Raw genomic sequence first — 19,518 nt, forward strand, 5'->3', positions numbered from 1 at the left:
GTAGAACGCTGGCACAGAAGCGTCCATCGAGACCCCAATCACGCTTTCGCATCGTGAGTTCTCGATCAGTCTCAAGCTGGATTTGGTAGTCCACCAGCAGGTGATTTACGAACTGAAAAACGCCACGGCACTCGATCTTATAACAAATCGATGACCTCGGAGGCAAAGAAGTCCGTGATGGCGTCATCGACGGCTCGGAAATACCAGTCCAAGCTAGCCCCGCCTGTCAGAACATCATCTTCTCCCGAATCGTTCAGCACATTTACTTTTGCTTTCAGCGATACGACCGGTACGCCTACTCCAGCTCGCAAGTTTGTGATGCGTGTGGCGTAAGGAGTCGCAGCGGTCCAGGCTGTGCGCATGGCTAAGAGATTTGTCGCGATAGCGTCGCTCGTTGTGCGACCTGCAATCAAGATATCCTCACCGGAACCGCTACTTAAGTTATCCAAGCCACGGCCGCCAATAAGTATGTCGCGTCCGCTGCCCGATATTAAAGTGTCGTCACCATTATTGCCAACCAATACGTTGTTTCCGTTGCCGCCATCGAGCAGGTTATTCAGTCCGTTACCAAGTATAAGGTCATTGCCTGACCCGCCCAGGAAATTCTCGATTGAGCCACCTGAATTCAACCGTAGCATGCGATTTGTGTGGATTGGCTGAGCGGCACTGGATGCTAAATTGATGGTCAAGTCAGAAGTTAGTGACGCGAATGAAAGCGTATCTGTTCCTTGGTTTAAGACTTCGATAATGAAGTCCGATTCAGCACTCAACGCTGCACCAAAAATATATGTATCGTTGTTCAACCCACCAAAGAGAGTATCGTCTCCTGCACCACCCGTTAGCGTGTCATCGCCCGCATTACCGGTCAACGAGTTGTTTAAATTGTTGCCTGTAAGAATATCTGCACCTGAGCCACCGATCACGTTTTCAAACGTGACTTGCGAGTTAAGCTTCAGCGTTCGATTGATATGAATTGGCTGCACTGCTAACGAACCGAGATGCAATTTGACACTTGTCGCTAAGGCAGCAAAGGACAAGGTGTCGATTCCTTGATTCGCAGCTTCCATCACCACATCAGCTTCTGCAGCGGTCGCCGTACCAAAAATGTAGGTGTCGTTTTGCAGACCACCAATGAGCGTATCGCTACCAGCACCTCCGATAAGCGTGTCATTTCCGGCACCACCAGTCAGCACATTGTCTAAAGAGTTCCCCGTGAGCGTGTCGGCTCCTAAACCGCCGATGGCGTTTTCGAAATTAGATTGAGAGTTGAGGGTCAACGTTCGATTCGTGTGAACGCCTTGAGCTGCGATGGAATTTAAACTCAGGTTCACAGGAGTTTTTAGCGTTGCAAAGGACAACGTGTCTGTTCCCTGATTCGCAAGCTCGGTCACTACGTCTACTTCTGCTGTAGTCGCCGTACCAAAGATGTACGTATCGTCATTCGCGCCACCGACGAGCGTGTCGTTGCCAGCCCCGCCGATGAGCGTGTCATTGCCTGCGTTACCAGTCAGCGAGTTGTTTAAAAGATTACCGGTAAGAGCATCTGCACCGGAGCCACCGATTACGTTCTCGAAGGTTGATTGCGAATTGAGCTTCAACGTTCTATTGGTATGAACCGGCTGAACAGCTAACGAACCGAGATGCAATTTGACACTAGTCGCTAAGGCAGCAAAGGACAAAGTGTCGGTACCTTGATTGGCCGCCTCGATCACCAGATCTGCTTCCGCGGCCGTTGCTGAACTGAATATGTAAGTGTCATTATTCAGTCCGCCGCTAAGCGTGTCGCTGCCGCCCAGGCCATTGAGCGTGTCGTTGCCTGGACCGCCTGTCAGCGTATTTGCCAACGTGTTCCCCGTCAGCGTGTCACCCTGAGAGCCGCCGATGGCGTTTTCAAAGTGCGTGGCTGAGCCCAGGATCAAACTTAGATTGGCGTTCACAACTTGAGTTGTGGCAAGGCCCAAATTGAGCGCCACAGCCTGAGTAGTCGTTAGAGCCAGATCGATCGTGTCCGTGCCGCCGCCGGATTCATCCAGCGTCCATGTTCCAAGGGCCGCATCGGTGTCGAACCGGTAAGTGTCGCTGCCGGCTGCACCGGCCAGGGTGCGAGTTTCGATGCTGGTGAGAGTCAGAGCCGCTCCGTTGACGGTCAAAGCGGTGCTGCTGTTCACGGTGAACGTGTCGGCTCCAATGGTGCCGACAATGCGAACGGAATCTGTGCCGCCGAGGCCGTTGATGGTCAGCGGCGAGTTCATCGGGAATGTGCCGAGATTGAAGACCGGGCCAGCACCTGTCGAGACCGTGACGGTGACTGTTCCGGCGGTTGTTGTGGCGGAATAGGTCAGCACGAAGGCATCCGCTCCGGTCGTGCCTTCCGGGGAATCGAGCACGGTGGATTCAAGTGCTCCCATATCGACAATGCCAAATCGTGTGCGAGAGAAACCGGCTCCGCGTTGATCGGTCGTCAGTCCCGCGGCCAAAGCATTGTTCCCTCGATTGAACGCCGGGCTGTTGATTTGCAGAGTGTGAGTTTGCGTCGGGCCGCCGTTGTTGGCGAGCGGGCCGAGCTGTGGATTGATCTTCAGTGGATCGGTGGCCCCGCCGATGAGGTTGCCGTTGGCGTCGGGTGTCGCTGAAGCCGTCAGCCCGGTGCCGTTGTTGCGGCCGATCAGGCTGTGGGTGACGCTGAAGGTGCCTTCGGGGGTTGAATTGATGTCGGGAGTTGTGCCGTTATCAAGATTTCCTGCCACGATGCTGTTGCTGATCGAGATGTTCACACTGATCGTGGCAATGCCCCCGCGAAATGCTGCCGAGTTTCCGAAGACCGTGCTCTGATGAAGATTCAATGAACCACCATACATGGCGATTGCACCGCCCTCGAGAGTCGCGGAATTTCCAGAGAGAGTGCTTTGGCTGATCGCGAGGTCGCCAAATCTTGAGTAGATCGCGCCGCCACTAGAGTTGGTAGATGCCGTGAAGTTTCCGGAGAGCGTGCTCTGGCTGATCGTCACCGCGCCGGAGTTAGTGCGAATGGCTCCGCCCTTGGTAAAGGTTGCTTTCGTGGAGTTTCCCGAGAACGTGCTCTGGTTGACCGTCACTGCACCAGAACCTGCGAATATGGCGCCGCCGTCTGCGTCAGAATCTTCGGTAAAGTTTCCCGAGAGCGTGCTCTGATTGACCGTCACTGCACCAGAACCTGCGAATATGGCTCCGCCGTCTGCGTTAGGATCTTCGGTAAAGTTTCCCGAGAGCGTGCTCTGATTGATCGTCACAGCACCAGATCCTGCGAATATGGCTCCGCCCCTGGTACCGGTTCCATTCGTGGAGTTTATCGAGAGTGTGCTGCGGGTAATCGTGACCGCCCCAGTGTCCGCGTAAATCGCGCCACCACCTGAACTTCCTTGAGAGCGATGACCGATCAAAACGCTGTCCTGGATGGAAAGCAAACCAGAGGACGTAGATTTGATCGCACCACCCTCGGGATTTGCATTCGGTCTGCCATTCTTCAGTGTCACGCCGTTCAGCGTGAAGTCACCACTCGAAAAATTGAAGATGCGGGAAGCCTGCTGAGCGTCGATGACCGTATTGGCGGCTCCGTTGCCAGTGATCGTGAGAGTATCCGTGACGAACATCTCAAAAAGCGACAGGTCGAACTCGGTGCCGTTGGTCGAGGTGGCGAAGGTGATCGTGTTTGTGCCAATGCTGCCGTTGGCCAGACCGATCGCTTCACGAAGACTCAAATCCCCGGCACTATAGTTTCCATCGTTCTCGTCCTGATTTGTATCCACGATCAAACTCAGACCAGCCACCGTCTGCCGCTCGTACGCTCCCATGTCCACAGTCGAATCGAAAATGCGAGCGAACGGATTGCCTCGCTGATCGGTGGTCAAGCCTGTTGCCAGAGCAGTGCTGCCCTTGTTGATGGCCGGACTGGTGGCCAGCAGAGCGTGAGTTTGCGTCGGGCCGCCGTTGTTGGCGAGCGGGCCGAGCTGCGGATTGATCGCCGCTCCGTCGTTATCTCCGCCGATCAGGTTGCCGGTGATTGGATCTGGAGTATTGCCGGTTGCCGTCAGCCCCGTGCCGTTGTTGCGGCCGATCAGGCTATTGGTGACGGTGAAGGCGTCACCTTGTTGGGACTTGCTAACGTCAGGTGCTGTGCCATTGATGTTGGTATTCCCGGCGACAATGCTGTTAGTGATGGTCACGGGCGAGGAAGAGCTGTAGATCGCTCCACCCGCACTCTGAGCGGCATTCAACGTCAGTGTGCTCTGGCTGATCGTCAAAGCAGCGAAACCTGCGAAAATGGCCCCGCCCCTGGAACCGCCTCCCTGCGTGGAGTTTCCGGAGAGCGTGCTCTGGCTGATCGTCATCGCACCGGAATATGCGTAAATGGCCCCGCCATCGGCGGTCTGTCCCTGCGTGGAGTTTCCGGAGAGCGTGCTCTGGCTGATCATCACCGCACCTTGAGATGCGAAAATGGCCCCGCCCCTGGAACCGCCTCCCTGCGTGGAGTTTCCGGAGAGCGTGCTGTTCTGGATGGTGAGCAGGCCTGAAGACGACGAAGCGATGGCACCGCCGGGGGTGAACATAGCAGTCGTTTTGCCGTTTTGCAGCGTCACTCCGCTGAGTGTGAAGTCACCGGCCGTGAAATTGAAGATGCGAGACAACTGCTGAGCGTCGATGACTGTATTGGTGGCTCCGTTGCCGGTGATCGTGAGCGTGTCGGTGACGAACATCTCATTCAGGGACAGGTCGAACTCGGTGCCGTTGGTCGTTGGGGCGAAGGTGATGGAATTTGTCTCGGGACTGAGGTTGGCGAGCTCGGTGGCTTCCCGCAGCGACAGATCGCCGCTGCCGAAGTCGCCGTCCGATTCATCAACGTTCGTGCTGACGACCAACGGGCCGGTGAAAAACTCGTACGCTCCCATGTCCACGGTCGTATCGAAAATGCGAGCGAACGGATTGCCTCGCTGATCGGTGGTCAGCGGAGAGTTCCCGTTCGCGGCATCGACCGCCAGAGTATCGCTGCCTCGATTGATGGCCGGGCTGTTGATCAGCAACGCGTGCGTCTGCGTCGGTCCGCCGTTGTTGGCAAGCGGGCCAAGCTGCGGGTTGATCGCTGCACCGGTGTTGTCCCCGCCGATGAGGTTTCCGTTCTCGCCGGGAGTTGTACCAACGGTTGCCAGCAGCCCCGTGCCATTGTTTCGGCCGATCAGGCTGTTAGTAACGATGAAGGTGTCGCCAACATCGGGCGACTTGTGAACATCCGGAGCCGTGCCAGCGACAGCGGTATTCCCGGCGACGATGCTGTTGGTGATGGTCACAGGCGATGAGACGCTGTAGATCGCTCCGGCACTCTGAGCCGCGTTGTTCAGTGTCAGCGTGCTCTGGCTGATCGTCACCGCTCCGGTATCTGCGAAAATGGCCCCGCCATCGGTAAAGTCTCCCGCCGTGGAGTTTCCTGAGAGCGTGCTTTGGCTGATCGACACCGCGCCGGTGTTTACGAAAATGGCCCCGCCATCGGCACTATTTCCCGCTGTTGAGTTTCCAGAGAGCGTGCTTTGGCTGATCGTCACCGCACCGGTAATTGCGAAAATGGCCCCGCCATCGGCAAAGTATCCCGCCGTGGAGTTTCCGAAGAGCGTGCTTTGGCTGATCGTCACCGCACCGGTATTTGCGTAAATGGCCCCGCCATCGGCACTACTTCCCGCTGTTGAGTTTCCAGAGAGCGTGCTTTGGCTGATCGTCACGGCTCCAGAGGTGGAGTGAATCGCACCGCCTCGGTGGTCATCTCCAGTCGTGGAGTTGTTTGCGAGCGTGCTGTTGGTCACCTCCGTCGAGCCGATGGAAAAGATCGCTCCACCATTGCCGTTGGCTGTGTTGCTGCTCATCGTGCTGCTGCCGGTCACCGTCACGTTTCCGCCCGCGTGGATCGCTCCGCCCTCGGTTGTCGCCGTGTTTTCGCTGATCGTGCTGTTCGTCACCGACACGTTGCCATCGGCATGGATCGCCCCGCCCTCGGTTGTCGCCGTGTTTTGGTTCAGGGCGCTGCCGGTGATCGTCACGTTGTCGGCTCGGATCGCCCCGCCACGGACCTGCGAGCTATTGTTTTCGAGCGTGCTGCCGGTGATCGTGACATCGCCCTGTCCATTGAACCCGGCGTAGATGGCTCCGCCGTCATTGCTCGCGAAATTGCCATCCACGTTGCTCGACGTGATCGAAACGTCGCTGTCACCGTTGGCGTAGATGGCTCCGCCCCAGTCGGCCGTGTTGCCGCTGATCGTGCTGCCAAAGACCGACAAACTCCCGCCCTGCACGAACACCGCCCCGCCGTAGGCACGGGTCCCGGACGTGTCATCGGACGTGTTCCCGCTGAGCACACTGCTGGAGATCGACAGGGTCCCGGTTGCCAGACTCTGAATCGCCCCACCCACCTGCAGACCGGCCCCCGCAACGCGACCGTTTTTCAGCGTCACCCCGGAAATCGAGACGTTCACGGCATCACTGGTGATGTCAAAGATCCGCGACATCGATTGTGCGTCAATAATCGTGTCGTTGGCTCCGTTGCCGGTGATCGTGAGGGATTCTGTGATTTGGAACTGGGTGCCTGCCAGAAGAAAGTCTGTCCCGTTCGTTGCGGCGTCAAAGACGATTTCGTCTGGCCCCGGCTGGGAATTGGCCAACTCGATGGCGTTCCGCAGGCTGCCTGGGCCGCTATCGGTGACTTGGCTGACAAGAAAGGTGGCAAGCAAGCGGCGAGATTCTAACTGCTCCATTCTCAGTTTAGAGCGACATTGTCGATACCTGCGGCGACGCGCCCTGGTCGCGAACGCATGTTGCAGCAGGGATCGGATTCTCTTTTTTAATGTCATGGCTGCGTACAGGTTCAAAGTCGGCGTTCGTTTTGCTAGACAACTATAGGAATACATGAATGAGTACGCAGGCAGAAACGGATTCTTCCTTAAAATTGGAAGAATCTTCAAAGTAGGCCAGTACCGAGTACCAAAAGGCTACTTCGATTGCATTGCTGTAACGTCTGCCAGCCATTGATGAAACGTACTCCCTTCATGCGGGGTCGTGCGGTCGGGTTTACTCAGAAGTGCCTGTAAGATTTGCTGCGGCTGCGCTTGTCGCTTCTGGTTTCACGATTATGCTGCTCTGCGAAGCAACTAAAACCAATCCCGTCCCGAACAAGAGGTTTCCTCGATGTCAGACTCAGCGACAGCCACTGTCGGCGAGGAACCTCTTCGCAGCGTTCACACGAACACGTTTCCTGCCCTGCTTGCAGAACTGAATATTTCCCTGATGGTTACGACGTACCAAGCAGGCAAATTGGTGATGTTGCGAGCTGACGATGGAATTCTGAATACTCATTTCCGCAACTTTGCAAAACCGATGGGGCTGGCATTGCGTGGCCCTCAGCTAGCCATCGGAACTCAGCACGAGGTTTGGGAGTATCACGCGAATGATGCCGTTGCTCCCAAGATGGAACCGCTGGGTAAGTGTGACCGCTGCTTCATGCCAAGAGTTGGCCATGTCACAGGCGACATGCAGATCCACGAAATGGAATGGGTCGACGATGAGCTTTGGTTCGTCAACACGCTGTTCTCATGCCTTGCCGTGCGCAGTATCCAATTCAGCTTCCTTCCGAAATGGCAGCCGCCATTTATCACATCGCTTGCACCCGAGGATCGCTGTCACTTGAATGGACTTGGCCTGCGCGACGGCAAGATTCGTTACGTTACCGCCCTGGGCCAGAGTGACGAAGCGGCCGGCTGGCGAACACGCAAGAAGGATGGCGGTATCGTAATCGATACGACGACCAACGAAGTTTTGCTCAATGGACTGGCGATGCCTCATTCGCCGCGGTGGTACAACGATCGTCTATGGGTGCTCGAATCAGGCGGCGGAACAATTGGCTGTGTTGACGAAGCCGCGCATGCTTACAATCCGATCGCGGAAGTCCCAGGGTTTACTCGAGGTTTAGATTTCTATGGCCCAGTTGCCTTCGTCGGGCTGTCTCAGGTCCGCGAATCTGCTGTCTTCAGCGGCATTCCGATCACTGAACGAAAACAAGAACGTACGTGTGGCGTCTGGGCAATTCACATCCACACCGGCAAGATTCTTGGTTGGGTAAAATTTGAAGACGCCGTTCAAGAGATTTTCGCCGTCAGAGTCGTACCTGGGATTCGCTATCCAGACCTAGTCAATCATGACCTAAAATTGCTCGACGGTTCCTTTATCCTCCCAGACTCCGATCTCCAACGTGTACCCAATCAATATCGCACGTGAGGTCGCGGATTCTTTTGAATTTGGGAAAGCTTTGCGTCAGACGCTCACGAGCAAAGCTTGACGACATAGCTGATCTAAGCTCGGTCGGATCGATTGGAGCAACGTTTCTTTCACCTCGGATTCTGCCGTGATAACGTGACCATCCTTCTGGAGCTTGATCCCTTTTTCTTCTACAAATCGAGTTAGCCCGACGAGCAAGTCATCACAATTTGCCGTTCCATCTAACCGACTCAGCAGATAACACGAAATTGGATCTAAAGTGATGGGACGATGTTGTCGTGAGGTCACACAGTTGCTGCTGGTCGCTTGATGTCTTGCCAATGGACATGCCGTCGGTCGCTCGGAAATCGTTGCCGCAAAACTGGAGGCCGCTGTATGCAGTTGCATTACGCCCATGACGAAGCAATGCGCCAGTGAGTGAGCCATCGAAAGCGCATCATGTTCGAATTGCTGCTGACTTTGCACAACGACCTTTCCTGCTGACAACTCGCGGCGCACCGCTGCCAACAAATCGTTGAAGGGTATCGAATCTGGCCACGCTTTTGCGAGCAAGAGAAACGCCATTTGGATCATCGGGTCGGCAATGGTTATTTTAACTCCGCCGATACCGTCGAGGACCATCGGTTTACCAAGGGCAGATGCGTCCAGTGTCCGGCCGACCATAACCGACGAGGATACACGTGTTCGATCAACACGGTTTGCCATATCGTTGCGATTCACGTTTACTTCAGCGTGACAAAGCAACGTTTGGCGAAACGTTCGACGCGTTAAGAAATCAAGATACTGTTCTCGTTCGATAACCTCTAAACCTGCCAGCACCTGCGCGACCTGCTGCGGATAACGATCCAATTGCAAGTTCGAAAGTTCGACTTCGTTTACATACTGCAGGCCGTGCGCTTTGGCTAACGCAGCGAACTCATGAAAGTAAATCGGTTCGTTGACTTCCTCTAGTTGTTCATGAAAGATGTAGGATTCATCGACATTCGAAAGCGATCGAAATTCCTCATGAAGCGACCGGCCGTAGGCACTATCTTCGGGAACGGCTTTGGTCATGAACGTCAAGAACGCTTTGGCTTGCTCGATGCGTTTCTTCGGTTCCTCGAACGAACGCGAGTGATAACGCATCATATCCCGAATCATGCGGCGTTGATGCCAACCAGGATAGGTGTTGTAACTGATGATCGCGATGCCTTGCGGCGACAGATGATCGCGAGCAATCTGGAGAAGTTTATTTCGTACAATTTCCGGTACCCACGAAAACACGCCGTGAGAGATCACGTAATCGAATTTGCCTTCATCAATGGAGAAGTCGAGCACACTTTGGGCTCGCAGTTCAATGTTCGTGAGCCCCAACGTTTCGATCAGGTCTTTCCCTTCAGCAATCTGACGCTCGGACAAATCAACGCCGAGAAAGTGGCTGTTAGGATAGCTGACGGCCAGCGGAATAAGATTCCCGCCGCGTCCACAACCTAGTTCCAGCACTCGCGAATCGGCGACGGGAGTTGGCTCCATCCCAAATAACGTCGCGATGGTAGCGAGTCGATCAGGATGCGTTTGAGCATGCACGTAGTTAGGATAGAGAACTTCGTCGTAGCTGGTAGTGTCTGACATTGGCAGTTGTTATGCCTCTTTGGGACTATTTCATGCCGATGTTCAGGGTTCAATCTTTATTTTGAACATTTGATTTCGGATGGCCTTTCGTCGACGGCACCATCCAAAACCTGCTCCGGTCATAGCAAGGAGTGCAATCGTATTCGGCTCAGGAACAGCAGCGATACGCAAAGTGCCATTGGGAATTGTTGCAGGGAGTTGAGTCGCGCCACTGAAGAATGTTGTATTGAAAGAACCTGCAACGCCAGTGAGTAACAGATCAAATTCACCCGCTGCGATCCCAGTAGTATCGAACGTAACTCGCCCAATAACACCGTCGGCTGTCACTAACGACGCTGTATCCACTGAGCTCTGTCGCGCCAACGAAAAGGTAACAACGTCGGCTTGGTTAGGTCCACTCGCCGAGAAAATAGTGAGAGTTGTAAGATCGATACCCGTGATAGTGGGGCCCGTCAGAACACCGCCCAGGTCTACTCCTCCATCGCCAACCTGTAGGTCCAACTCTAGGCCATCGAATTGATCACCACCGGAAACGTTGAATTCTACCACTTGCCCCGCAGTATCAGGCAGCAGGTCAATAACACCGTTGTTTCCAAAGCTCACGATGATCGCTGCACTGCCGTGACTGCAAAGCAATCCGAGTGTGACCAAGAAACCTAACACAATTTTCGCGTTTAACATTTTAACAGCTCTCCAGGCCTTTTAGAATCTTGTTATGTATCTCAGGGGAATGACTATGCAGGGACGGTTATGAGTCTTAAAGGAGTAAAACCTGATTGATTGGATCGAGCTAGAGCCACATCCTCTAGTGTGATGCGGCGATCTTTGTTCAGGTCGCGAACATCTGTCAAAGCGGCGAACCCAAAGCCAGTTTGCGATGCCCTAATAATCGCAACATCAGCGAGCGTCACTTGCGCATTTGCACTTGAGTCGCCAGTCTCTCCCACGGCGTTGCCCCAGTAGTGAACGTCGTCTGCTAGCAAGCCAGTGTTGAAGGTCTTCTTAACAGTGATTTGTAGCCATGTTTTTTGGACTGCGTTATCTGCCCAAGTGATTCGGATGCGATCGGAACCATTCAGACCAGAACCAGGTAACACAACGATGGATGCCGGAGCAGGTGCAGTAGTCCAACTATTGGGCGTATTGGAATTGCCAACACGGAAGGTAAAGTCTGAGGCAGTAATGGGGCCAGGCAAGTTTTGGACATCTATGAATATTCCATTGATGCCGCGCGAGTAACTCGTATAGTTCGCTTGCGTTGCTGTCCCGTTGGGCAGCAGCGGTGTCTTGGAGCTATCGATTGCGGCACTGTCGTTGGCACCATCGAGCGTCAACACTCCGCCGGCAAAAGTACTACCGTCAAAGAAGGAACGGTTGTAGAAAATTTGACGGTTCACCACCGTTGCTGGGCCAAGAACATCAATTTGATAATCTTCGACTTCGCCATCATCGGCAATTCCGGTTGGGCTTAAACCACCGCTGGAGCTCACTCGCACTCGAGCGTTAACAATGCCAGTTGTCAAACCGGATGGCACGCTGTAATTCAGAGTTTGTAAGCCAGCGACGAGAGCGATGCTGTCTAGAATCTTTTCACCTGGATCGTCCCAATCGCCGTCCCGATTAAAGTCGATCCACGCATCGACAAAGGCGGACGATGCATTTTCGAGCGTTACGTTGACCCCTGCCATGTCGACGGAAGTCAACAAGCGCCCGAACATCACGCCATCTTCGTCGTTGCCATCGCCAGTCGCGTTCGCATTGGGTTGACCATCTGTTTCGGCATCTCGAAGCGCACCAAGCCGCGGGCCTGTGGCTACGTGGGCCGCTCCGTTGTCGGCCAGCAAAGTTGGGTAAGGAGCCGGAGCGTCACCTAAATCGACTTCGACATCCACGCCGATATCGAAAGTATCGCTGCCAATCAATCCGAAAGCATCCATGGCATCGACACGGATGGTTGCGACTCCAGATTGTCCGTTGGCAAAATCTAAGATCAACTCTTTGTGGGTGTTGATGTCGACCGAGTCGAAAAGTCCTTCGTTATCGAGAATGGTGTAGGTGTAGATTAGCTTGGAAGCAGCCTCTTGTTCGTCCGAGAAAAAGTTCAATAGCGGTATAACGCGAGTGTTGGAGCTAGACGCTAGTTGGTTTCCTATCCCCTGAGAAACGGGCGGTGTTATGTAGTCGACAGAATTCGTAATCGTTGAAACGGGTTCCGTATTTAGCAAAGCAAAGCTGCCACTGGTGCTTTTCAGTGTTTGTGAAGCAAAGTTCCGTGCTGAAAAGCTTGAAGCAGCTTTGGTAGTGTCGTCGTAATCGAAGAATTTTGATACCACTTTGCCGACACTCAGGCTCAGATTCAAATCCGAGCCCGCCACGCTCATGGCTTTATCGTTGGTAAACTGAGTCAGATCCGTCAAATAGACATTTTGAAGCGTCCATTCTCTGTATGGCAGATACTCGACGTCCCCATTGGGCAACTCGATGTTTCTGCGTTGCGTGATCTTCAGTTCTGGGAACTGGTGACCTGAAGCCAGCGAGTGCAAAAGTCCCGGATATGCATTCGTTAAATCTGCCGCCAAATCGAATGTAACTCGCTGTGCGATATCCCGAGTGGCTAACGGGACCGGCGCACTTTTGGTACCGACGGACTGGAAAACGAAGTTGCTGGTCAACCAGTTGTAACTATCGATCTTCAGTTCTGTTTTCTCTGTCGCGCCTGGAATCGTCGCTTGAGCGGGAATTTCCAATATGGTTGTCGGCTCTTTTCCAACAGCGAATTGAAATCCACCAAATCCACCGGCGTGTGTCGTCGTATTTTTCGACAAGTCCCACGTTATTTCTGGTGAAGCCGTGGTTGTAGCGTGTTTCGACTTCACCTGGCCTGGCGCATCCACGACTGTGATATTTATTTCTAGTTGTGACGAATCGATTGAATCACCATAGCTATACGTCGTTAGCGCGATGTCATTAGTGATTTTCGTGGTTTGCCGTTCCGCGTCTGTCCGGCCAATCAAGGACTCGACGCTTATTCTTTCGCCGTCAAGAATGAATGCGTTGAACAAAGCGGGAAGCGGGCCTTCATTGATCGTGTAGTTACTGCCTAGCGAAGTTGCCTTACCAACGGTCCGTTTTCCGTCGCTTTGTGGATTCGATACCGGCAGCGAAGCACCAAAACGATAACCATCGAGTTTAGGCGTCGCGCCATTATCGTTAATATTGACATGCGAGACCTCGCTATTCGACAACGGCAGCCCCAGTGGGCCTAGCGTAAAGCCATTTGGAATATCTAGATTCTTTTTCTCCTGAAAATCCCAACCTGCAAAGTAGTTTTTCGTTGAGGATTTATCGACGTCGCGATAAATCACGGAGACTTTGGATTGCTCCAGCGCCAGCGAGAAAAACTCGCGGTCATTTGCAGGCTCATCCGTCAAGCTGGTCGAATAATCGGCAAGGAAGGTGTCGGTGATTTCCCAGCGGTACTGCTCGGTGCGTTGACCATTGATCGTCTGATAACGCACTAGATTTGCAGAAGGGAGCGGAGCGGCTGTTGCGGTTGCTTGAAACAGTCCCGGTGAATGAATCCCGCGAGGCGAAGCGAACTCGAACCAGCCTGGTAATCCCTGCCCCTGCGAGGCTTCGAAGTTCGCACCAGCGTTCAAGATCGGAATTTCGCTTTTTGTACCCTTGCTATCGGTAATTTCCAGCTCGAATGGAGTTTCGATGACGGCTTTGCCCAGATTCAATGGCGTCGATGTCTTCTGGGTGGTTTGATCAAAGTTGCCAGTTGAAAGAGTGACTTGTTTGCCTTTCGAGTCCAGATCTGATTTCCAATTCTGGGTAGCGTTACTGAATTGGACTTCGAATTGCATCGTTGGCTCGGCAGTCCTTCCGGTCCCCTTCACCCGATAGCCCGTAATAAAACCTGAATTTAGCTCCCATTGGTCTTGTCGCTGGTTCGTATCGACACCGAGTTTTGCTGTAATTCCGGAGCCACTCAATAAGGTTAGAATGGCGGGAGTGGACGCTTCTAGGTCGGCTTCAACAGAGAATGCGCCAAATGGCCCTTTTGAGTCAACCGGGTCTCTGGAAAGCTGCCAGTCGAGCGTATGGTACGCCAGGGCACCCTTTCCATTGATTCGATCACCGTCGAAGTCGAAAACGTGTTCGGCACTAACGCTAAGACCAATTTTTTCAAGCCCAAAATTACCTGTTCCTTCCAATTTTCTCGTAACTAAGTCATACCCCCAGGTTAAAGATTTATCTAAATCGATACCATTTGTATCGAATTGGTTGTATCGAACTGTGACTTTCGAATATCCGAACGACAGCTTGTTCTCTGGCGCCGAGCCGTCTCCCAATTCGTCTTGGAGCGCGAATCCAGAGATAAAGGCATTGGAGTATTTCCATTCTGAGGTCGTTCGAAAAACTGTTTTGCCGTTCTCATCTGTGAAGGCTTTTCGATCCTGGATCGTGATCTCAGGAAACGTCTGCCCGTTGACGCCAGCAAAAAGCAATCCTGCGGTGGCTTGATCGAGGACTCGAGTAATGTCCAAGTTGCTAAATTCAGGTGGATCAACAGTTATAGTTCCTATGTCGATGAAAGTGCTCGCACCCCATTCGAACGAGTCAATATCGAGAGTCGCGCCACCGATTTGAAGCGTGGTGTGATCGGTTATAGTCGCAGCGGGATTTGGGTGAGGATTGACGATGCTCGCGCCGGTCGCCGTCCCGTTCAACAGATTAAAAGACGCTGTTCGCTTGCCAGGCAGCAAAGCTCCGGTCGCAGGATCTTTGGCGATCGACTCCGTCATGGCCAGATTGCCGAACGAGAGGGTGGCTGCTTCGTCGATGTCGTTGTTTGCCTGGAAGGAAGTCAATTGAGCGTTACCGAACTCAAGCTTCAGGATTTCCGTACCAGGTGTAATAACGTCGCTGCCCTCTAGGTATCGCAAGACCACCGGTTTGGCGTAAACCGGGCCTAACAGCGATTGGGTAATCATATCGGGACTGGCAGTGTCGATCCGCTTCTGGATTTCCAAATTGGAAAACACTGGAAGCTCGGATACTGATTCGCGATTAAAGCCCCAGTGGAAAGCATCAATGTTACTATCGGTGCTGGTAGCACCTTCAACCACCGAACCGCCATTGATCCCAGGGATATCGATCACCGCAGTGACCGCCAGCAACTGCCGAGATTCGAGGGCTTCTACCAGCAAACGTCGATTTCTCGAATGTTTTGCCGAACTCAACAACGCGTTTCGAGCCGGTTTTCTATTAGATCGAGTTTTGGAAAGCCGCATTACGGATGTACTCACAGGTTTTCAGGGCGAAATTCCAGGCCAGGACCTTCGCAGACAATGAGAGTACTCGCGAGTTTGAGTAATCTTCCGCGATTTTTGGATTTTTCGAAAAGATTCGTCAAGTCGCCTACAAGTTAAGATTCCCCGCGAACAAGTTTTTGTTTCCGTTTGCGGAAGAATCTCGCGTTTCCTGCGTACTTCATTTAGAACAAGGGCAACTTCGTAGCGTCACGGCGCAAGCCGTACGGTGAAGGATTTGCTTCGTAGCGTTACGGCGCAAGCCGTACGGTGTATTTTGGGCTCAAACTTTGAAGAACCGGGCGGCTTGTGCCACACCGCTAACATTAGGCTGAATGTCAATCTGTCCATGAACAATAAGCAACCATGCCCCAAGGACAGTGAACTGGCAGATCTGCTCGAGGGCAATTTGCTCGATCCGGAACTTTCGGACTTGGCCGATCATTTAGAGTTTTGTGCGGAATGTCAGAAAAGGGTCGGCCCACTTTTCTCGCAAAGTACCTTGGCCACGGCGCTGCGGAGCGAGTCGAATGCTCTCGACACAATTGCGAGTCAGACGCCTCAGCCACTTGTCGAGCGGCTTAAACTGATTCCAATGATTGCGCCTGATCGATCCGAAGCAGGAATTTCAGCGACTAACTATTCAGCAGATCAAGCTTCAAATCCGAACTCAGAATCAATTGCTTTCTCGGCCGATCCTACGCCGGGTGCGCTCGGTCGTTTGGGGCCCTACCGGATCCTAAAGCTGTTGGGCGCCGGTGGAATGGGATCGGTATTTCTGGCGGAAGACACCAAGCTTCATCGCCGCGTCGCTTTAAAGGTGATGTTGCCAAAAATCGCAGCCGACCCAGTCGCACGACAACGATTCCTTCGCGAAGCTCGCGCGGCAGCAAGTTTAAGGAGTGATCATATTGTTACCGTCTATCAAGTCGACGAAGAGAACGATGTCCCTTTCTTAGCAATGGAGTTGCTCGAAGGCCAATCGCTCGATGATGCGATTCGATCGAGTGAAGAAATTAGTCTGGACATGATTGTCCACGTCGCGATCGGCGTCGCTAAAGGACTTGCCGACGCGCATGAGAAAGGACTTATTCATCGCGACATCAAACCGGGCAACATATGGCTTGAACAAAGCGAAGAAGGCACGCCACGCGTTAAGATCCTTGATTTTGGTTTGGCGCGAACAGAAGTTGATGACACTCACTTAACACAAACCTGCGCCATTGTTGGAACTCCAGCCTTTATGGCTCCCGAACAAGCGCGCGGCGAAAAATCAACCGACGCAAGATCGGATCTATTTTCGCTTGGTTGCGTGATCTATTACCTGTGCACCGGAGAGGTGCCGTTCAAATCGGATTCCACGTTAGGAACATTGATGGCACTGGCGACGAATACGCCAGACTCTCCCTCCGATTGCAATTCAGCAATTCCACTGCGTTTGTCACGGATAACAATGCAGTTGTTGGAAAAGGAGCCCAGCAAGCGACTGCAGACGGCGCGCGAATTGTTGACAGAACTGAAGGAAGTACGGCGCGAGCAAGAGCTGGGAATCGCCGAGTTCGCAACAAGTCGTTCCGCACCAATACTTGCCGTTGCGAATACAAGGCAAGTCTCCTATCGTCGACGAATGATCGTTGGCGTTTCGGGAATTGCATTGATCTGTTCGTTCGGCTATTTCTACTTGCAACCAAATTCTAAGGCTGAAATTGCCAATGCAACGGCGCTCGCTTCGCTGGACGTGGATGAGCTTGTTCATAGCAATCCTCTGAATCAAACAATAAACGAACGTTTGAAGAAAGCGTTCGAAAAGTTTAAGCTCGACAATCCGTCCTTCGAAGGTGCGTTTCGCCCAACCGTGGAAGAAGGGGTACTAATAGGACTAACCATCAAGGGTAAAGGTATTTCAAACATCGAGGCGATTCGAGATTTCAACTCGCTTAAGACACTCACCATCGAAGGGGATGGGACTTTCGAATTTGCAACGCTTGATTTGAGTCCCATTCAGGATTTTGCATTGACGCAACTGCGGCTTCGCGATGGTTATGCAATATCCAATGTGAACGCGCTGCAAGGCATGCCGCTGCAAGAACTCGGGCTTGACTACTCTCCGATCTCAGATCTCAAGCCACTAGAGGGAATGCCACTACGCCTTATAAATTTGTGGAGCTGGAGCGGAAATGACCTAAGGCCTCTTCGCGGTATGCCACTGGAAGAATTGAATGTTGGCGGGAATGGAAAACCGATGGATTTAACGCCACTGGCCGGTGCTCCACTACAATTTTTGTGCGTAAACTTATCGCAGGTCTCCGACCTCACGCCACTGCACGGCGCGCCACTTCGAAGATTGTATTTCAACGACACAGATGTTTCGGACCTCTCACCCGTTCAGGATGCGGCTATCGAGGAGATCCTAATGGAACATACTCCCGTGAAAGACATCTCCTATGCTAAAAACTGGCCTTTGAAGTGGATCGAATTTGACTACGAAATAGATGGTTGGTACGACGTACTCAAGGGCATCTCAAGCCTTGAACTAATCAAGGGGCAGCCCGCAGCGAAAATACTTGCAGAACATTCGCCACAGCAATGGCTGGTTAGAGAACCCGCTTTCATCAATGGCATCGGTATGGAGTTTGCGCTGATACCCAAGGGAAAAACACTTCGCGGAGAAGGCAACCTTGAAGAGTACCGAAGTGCCAAGGATATAGAAATTGACAACGATTTTTATCTTGGTCGTTTTGAGGTAACTCAGGGGCAATGGAGTCAGATCATGGGTACTAGTCCAAGCTACTTCAGCAGCAATGGCGCAGGCGCCGACAAAGTTAACCGTTTGTCCGAGGTTGAACAAGCTAGGCTGCCCGTCGAAACGGTATCGTGGACCGATTGCCAAATCTTCTTGACTAAACTCAATGAGCTTGAAGCAGATGCAGAATGGAAGTACCGACTTCCAACCGAGGCCGAGTGGATTTACGCTTGCCAAGGCGGCCCCATGTCGGACGACTTCGACGCGGAAGACATGTACTACTTTGCTCGACCGTCGAAAACACTTTCGTCCTACCAGGCAAATTATAAAGAGAGTGGTGTAAATCGGCCTTGCAAAGTAGGCGTCTATCCTCCCAACCGTCTAGGACTATTCGACATGCATGGCAACGTATGGGAGTGGTGCGATGACCTAGCAAACCTTCCCGACAAGCGTGCTAGATGGATTCACGGCGGGGCGTGGCAAGATGATGCCGAACGTTGTAAAGCTACTTTTGTTCTTGAGCCCACCGAGCCATGGACGTACTACGATTTAGGACTTCGCGTTGCCAGAGTGAGAATCGAATAACAGAGCAGAGCACGTAACAGGTTGGCTGCTGCTCAATCAAAGATTCGCTCAAGTTTTTGTCGCAGATGGCTTAAGATCTTTGATTTGATTCCGTAGATCGTACCTACTTGAATTCCGAACTCCGCCGCGACTTCCTCAGGTGGCCGATCTTCCATGACATAAGCCCGAAACACACGCTGGTGCAGTTCTGAATAATCTTGCTCAATCAATCGAAACGCCTGGCGGATGAGATAATTCTTTTCTTCGTCATCCGCAATCTTTTCCAAATCACTTGTTTGGTCGCTGGTCGAAATGTCCCTTGGTGGCAGTGTGTGCTTGCGGAACTCTGAACGATATCGATTAAGAAAAATTGTCTTAAGCCATGCATGAAAACTGCGGTTCGCATCGTATTCGAATTCGGGAAGTTTGCGCCAGAGAATTACAAACACGTCTTGAACGATATCTGCACAGTCCGATTCCTGGTGCCCCAACTGCTTTGACCAAGCGAATAGCAAAGGTGTATAGAGCTCAACGAAGCTTTCCCAAGCAGAAACGTGTTTAGGATCACGCAAACGATACAGCAAGCTGACGGGAGTTAGATGATTTCTAGTAGCAACGTTGGCTGAACTGGTGCTGTCTGACTTCGTCAAAGTATTCCTCCAGTCCTACCAACCAGCACTAATCACCAGAACCTTGAAATGAACACGAAACGAGCTAACTAATTCGACGGCAATGATTGAAATGGGGCAAGAGACAAGGTGCATTGTATTTGAAGAATGTCAACTGCCAGCAATACAAATTAACACTTAAACCATCAGACTCAACGAATTGCGCCGAAAAATCGCGCTGCAGTCGCTTTTTGTGCTTAGGAACTGTCAAAAACGCCATCTGTGAACCAATTTACTTCCATACGCGAAATACGATCGTCAAGGGTTTCTTGGCCCATAGCGTTACCATTCAGAACCAACGTCCCACGCGACAACTTCTCAGATC

7 protein-coding genes are annotated in these 19,518 nt (G+C 52.6%); 2 read left to right on the plus strand and 5 right to left on the minus strand.

Annotated features, from left to right (window positions below):
- Positions 1–137: 137 nt before the first annotated feature.
- On the minus strand, positions 138–6,773 hold the full coding sequence (locus SH451x_RS24305) for a choice-of-anchor Q domain-containing protein (RefSeq protein ID WP_479359876.1): 6,636 nt from the start codon (positions 6,771–6,773) through the stop codon (positions 138–140).
- Between the two features lie 430 nt (positions 6,774–7,203).
- Here SH451x_RS24305 and SH451x_RS24310 point away from each other — a divergent pair, with 430 nt between their 5' ends.
- A complete protein-coding gene (locus SH451x_RS24310) occupies positions 7,204–8,289 on the plus strand; it encodes a TIGR03032 family protein (protein ID WP_479359877.1) in 1,086 nt (361 codons plus the stop codon).
- Positions 8,290–8,325: 36 nt separating this feature from the next.
- Here SH451x_RS24310 and SH451x_RS24315 read toward each other — a convergent pair whose 3' ends face one another.
- Genes SH451x_RS24315 through SH451x_RS24325 form a run of 3 tightly spaced genes read right to left on the minus strand, consistent with a single transcriptional unit; the run spans position 8,326 to position 15,149 of the window.
- Complete coding sequence (locus SH451x_RS24315) at positions 8,326–9,900, minus strand: methyltransferase regulatory domain-containing protein (RefSeq protein WP_479359878.1); 1,575 nt, start codon at positions 9,898–9,900, stop codon at positions 8,326–8,328.
- 42 nt (positions 9,901–9,942) lie between these two features.
- The gene (locus SH451x_RS24320; RefSeq protein WP_479359879.1) at positions 9,943–10,581 is read right to left on the minus strand and encodes a PEP-CTERM sorting domain-containing protein; all 639 of its coding nucleotides are present in this window, start codon (positions 10,579–10,581) and stop codon (positions 9,943–9,945) included.
- 53 nt (positions 10,582–10,634) lie between these two features.
- Entirely contained in the window at positions 10,635–15,149 is a 4,515-nt protein-coding gene (locus SH451x_RS24325; protein ID WP_479359880.1) for a type VI secretion system tube protein Hcp, read from the minus strand.
- A 418-nt stretch (positions 15,150–15,567) separates the two neighbouring features.
- Between SH451x_RS24325 and SH451x_RS24330 the strand changes: the two genes are divergently transcribed.
- Positions 15,568–18,546 carry a bifunctional serine/threonine-protein kinase/formylglycine-generating enzyme family protein gene (locus tag SH451x_RS24330; protein ID WP_479359881.1) on the plus strand — a complete coding sequence of 993 codons (2,979 nt, stop codon included), beginning with the start codon at positions 15,568–15,570 and terminating at the stop codon, positions 18,544–18,546.
- A gap of 32 nt (positions 18,547–18,578) precedes the next feature.
- On the opposite strand, the gene SH451x_RS24335 is transcribed toward SH451x_RS24330, so the two are convergent.
- Complete coding sequence (locus tag SH451x_RS24335; protein WP_479359882.1) at positions 18,579–19,175, minus strand: RNA polymerase sigma factor; 597 nt, start codon at positions 19,173–19,175, stop codon at positions 18,579–18,581.
- Positions 19,176–19,518 lie beyond the last annotated feature (343 nt).

It is taken from the genome of Njordella aestuarii, from assembly GCF_056494165.1.

What these genes read in the sequence shown, in the direction of transcription:
- SH451x_RS24305 (WP_479359876.1), bottom strand. Translation starts at nt 6,773, where the DNA reads ATGGAGCAGTTAGAATCTCGCCGCTTGCTTGCCACCTTTCTTGTCAGC.
- SH451x_RS24315 (WP_479359878.1), bottom strand. Translation starts at nt 9,900, where the DNA reads ATGTCAGACACTACCAGCTACGACGAAGTTCTCTATCCTAACTACGTG.
- SH451x_RS24310 (WP_479359877.1), top strand. Translation starts at nt 7,204, where the DNA reads ATGTCAGACTCAGCGACAGCCACTGTCGGCGAGGAACCTCTTCGCAGC.
- SH451x_RS24330 (WP_479359881.1), top strand. Translation starts at nt 15,568, where the DNA reads ATGAACAATAAGCAACCATGCCCCAAGGACAGTGAACTGGCAGATCTG.
- SH451x_RS24320 (WP_479359879.1), bottom strand. Translation starts at nt 10,581, where the DNA reads ATGTTAAACGCGAAAATTGTGTTAGGTTTCTTGGTCACACTCGGATTG.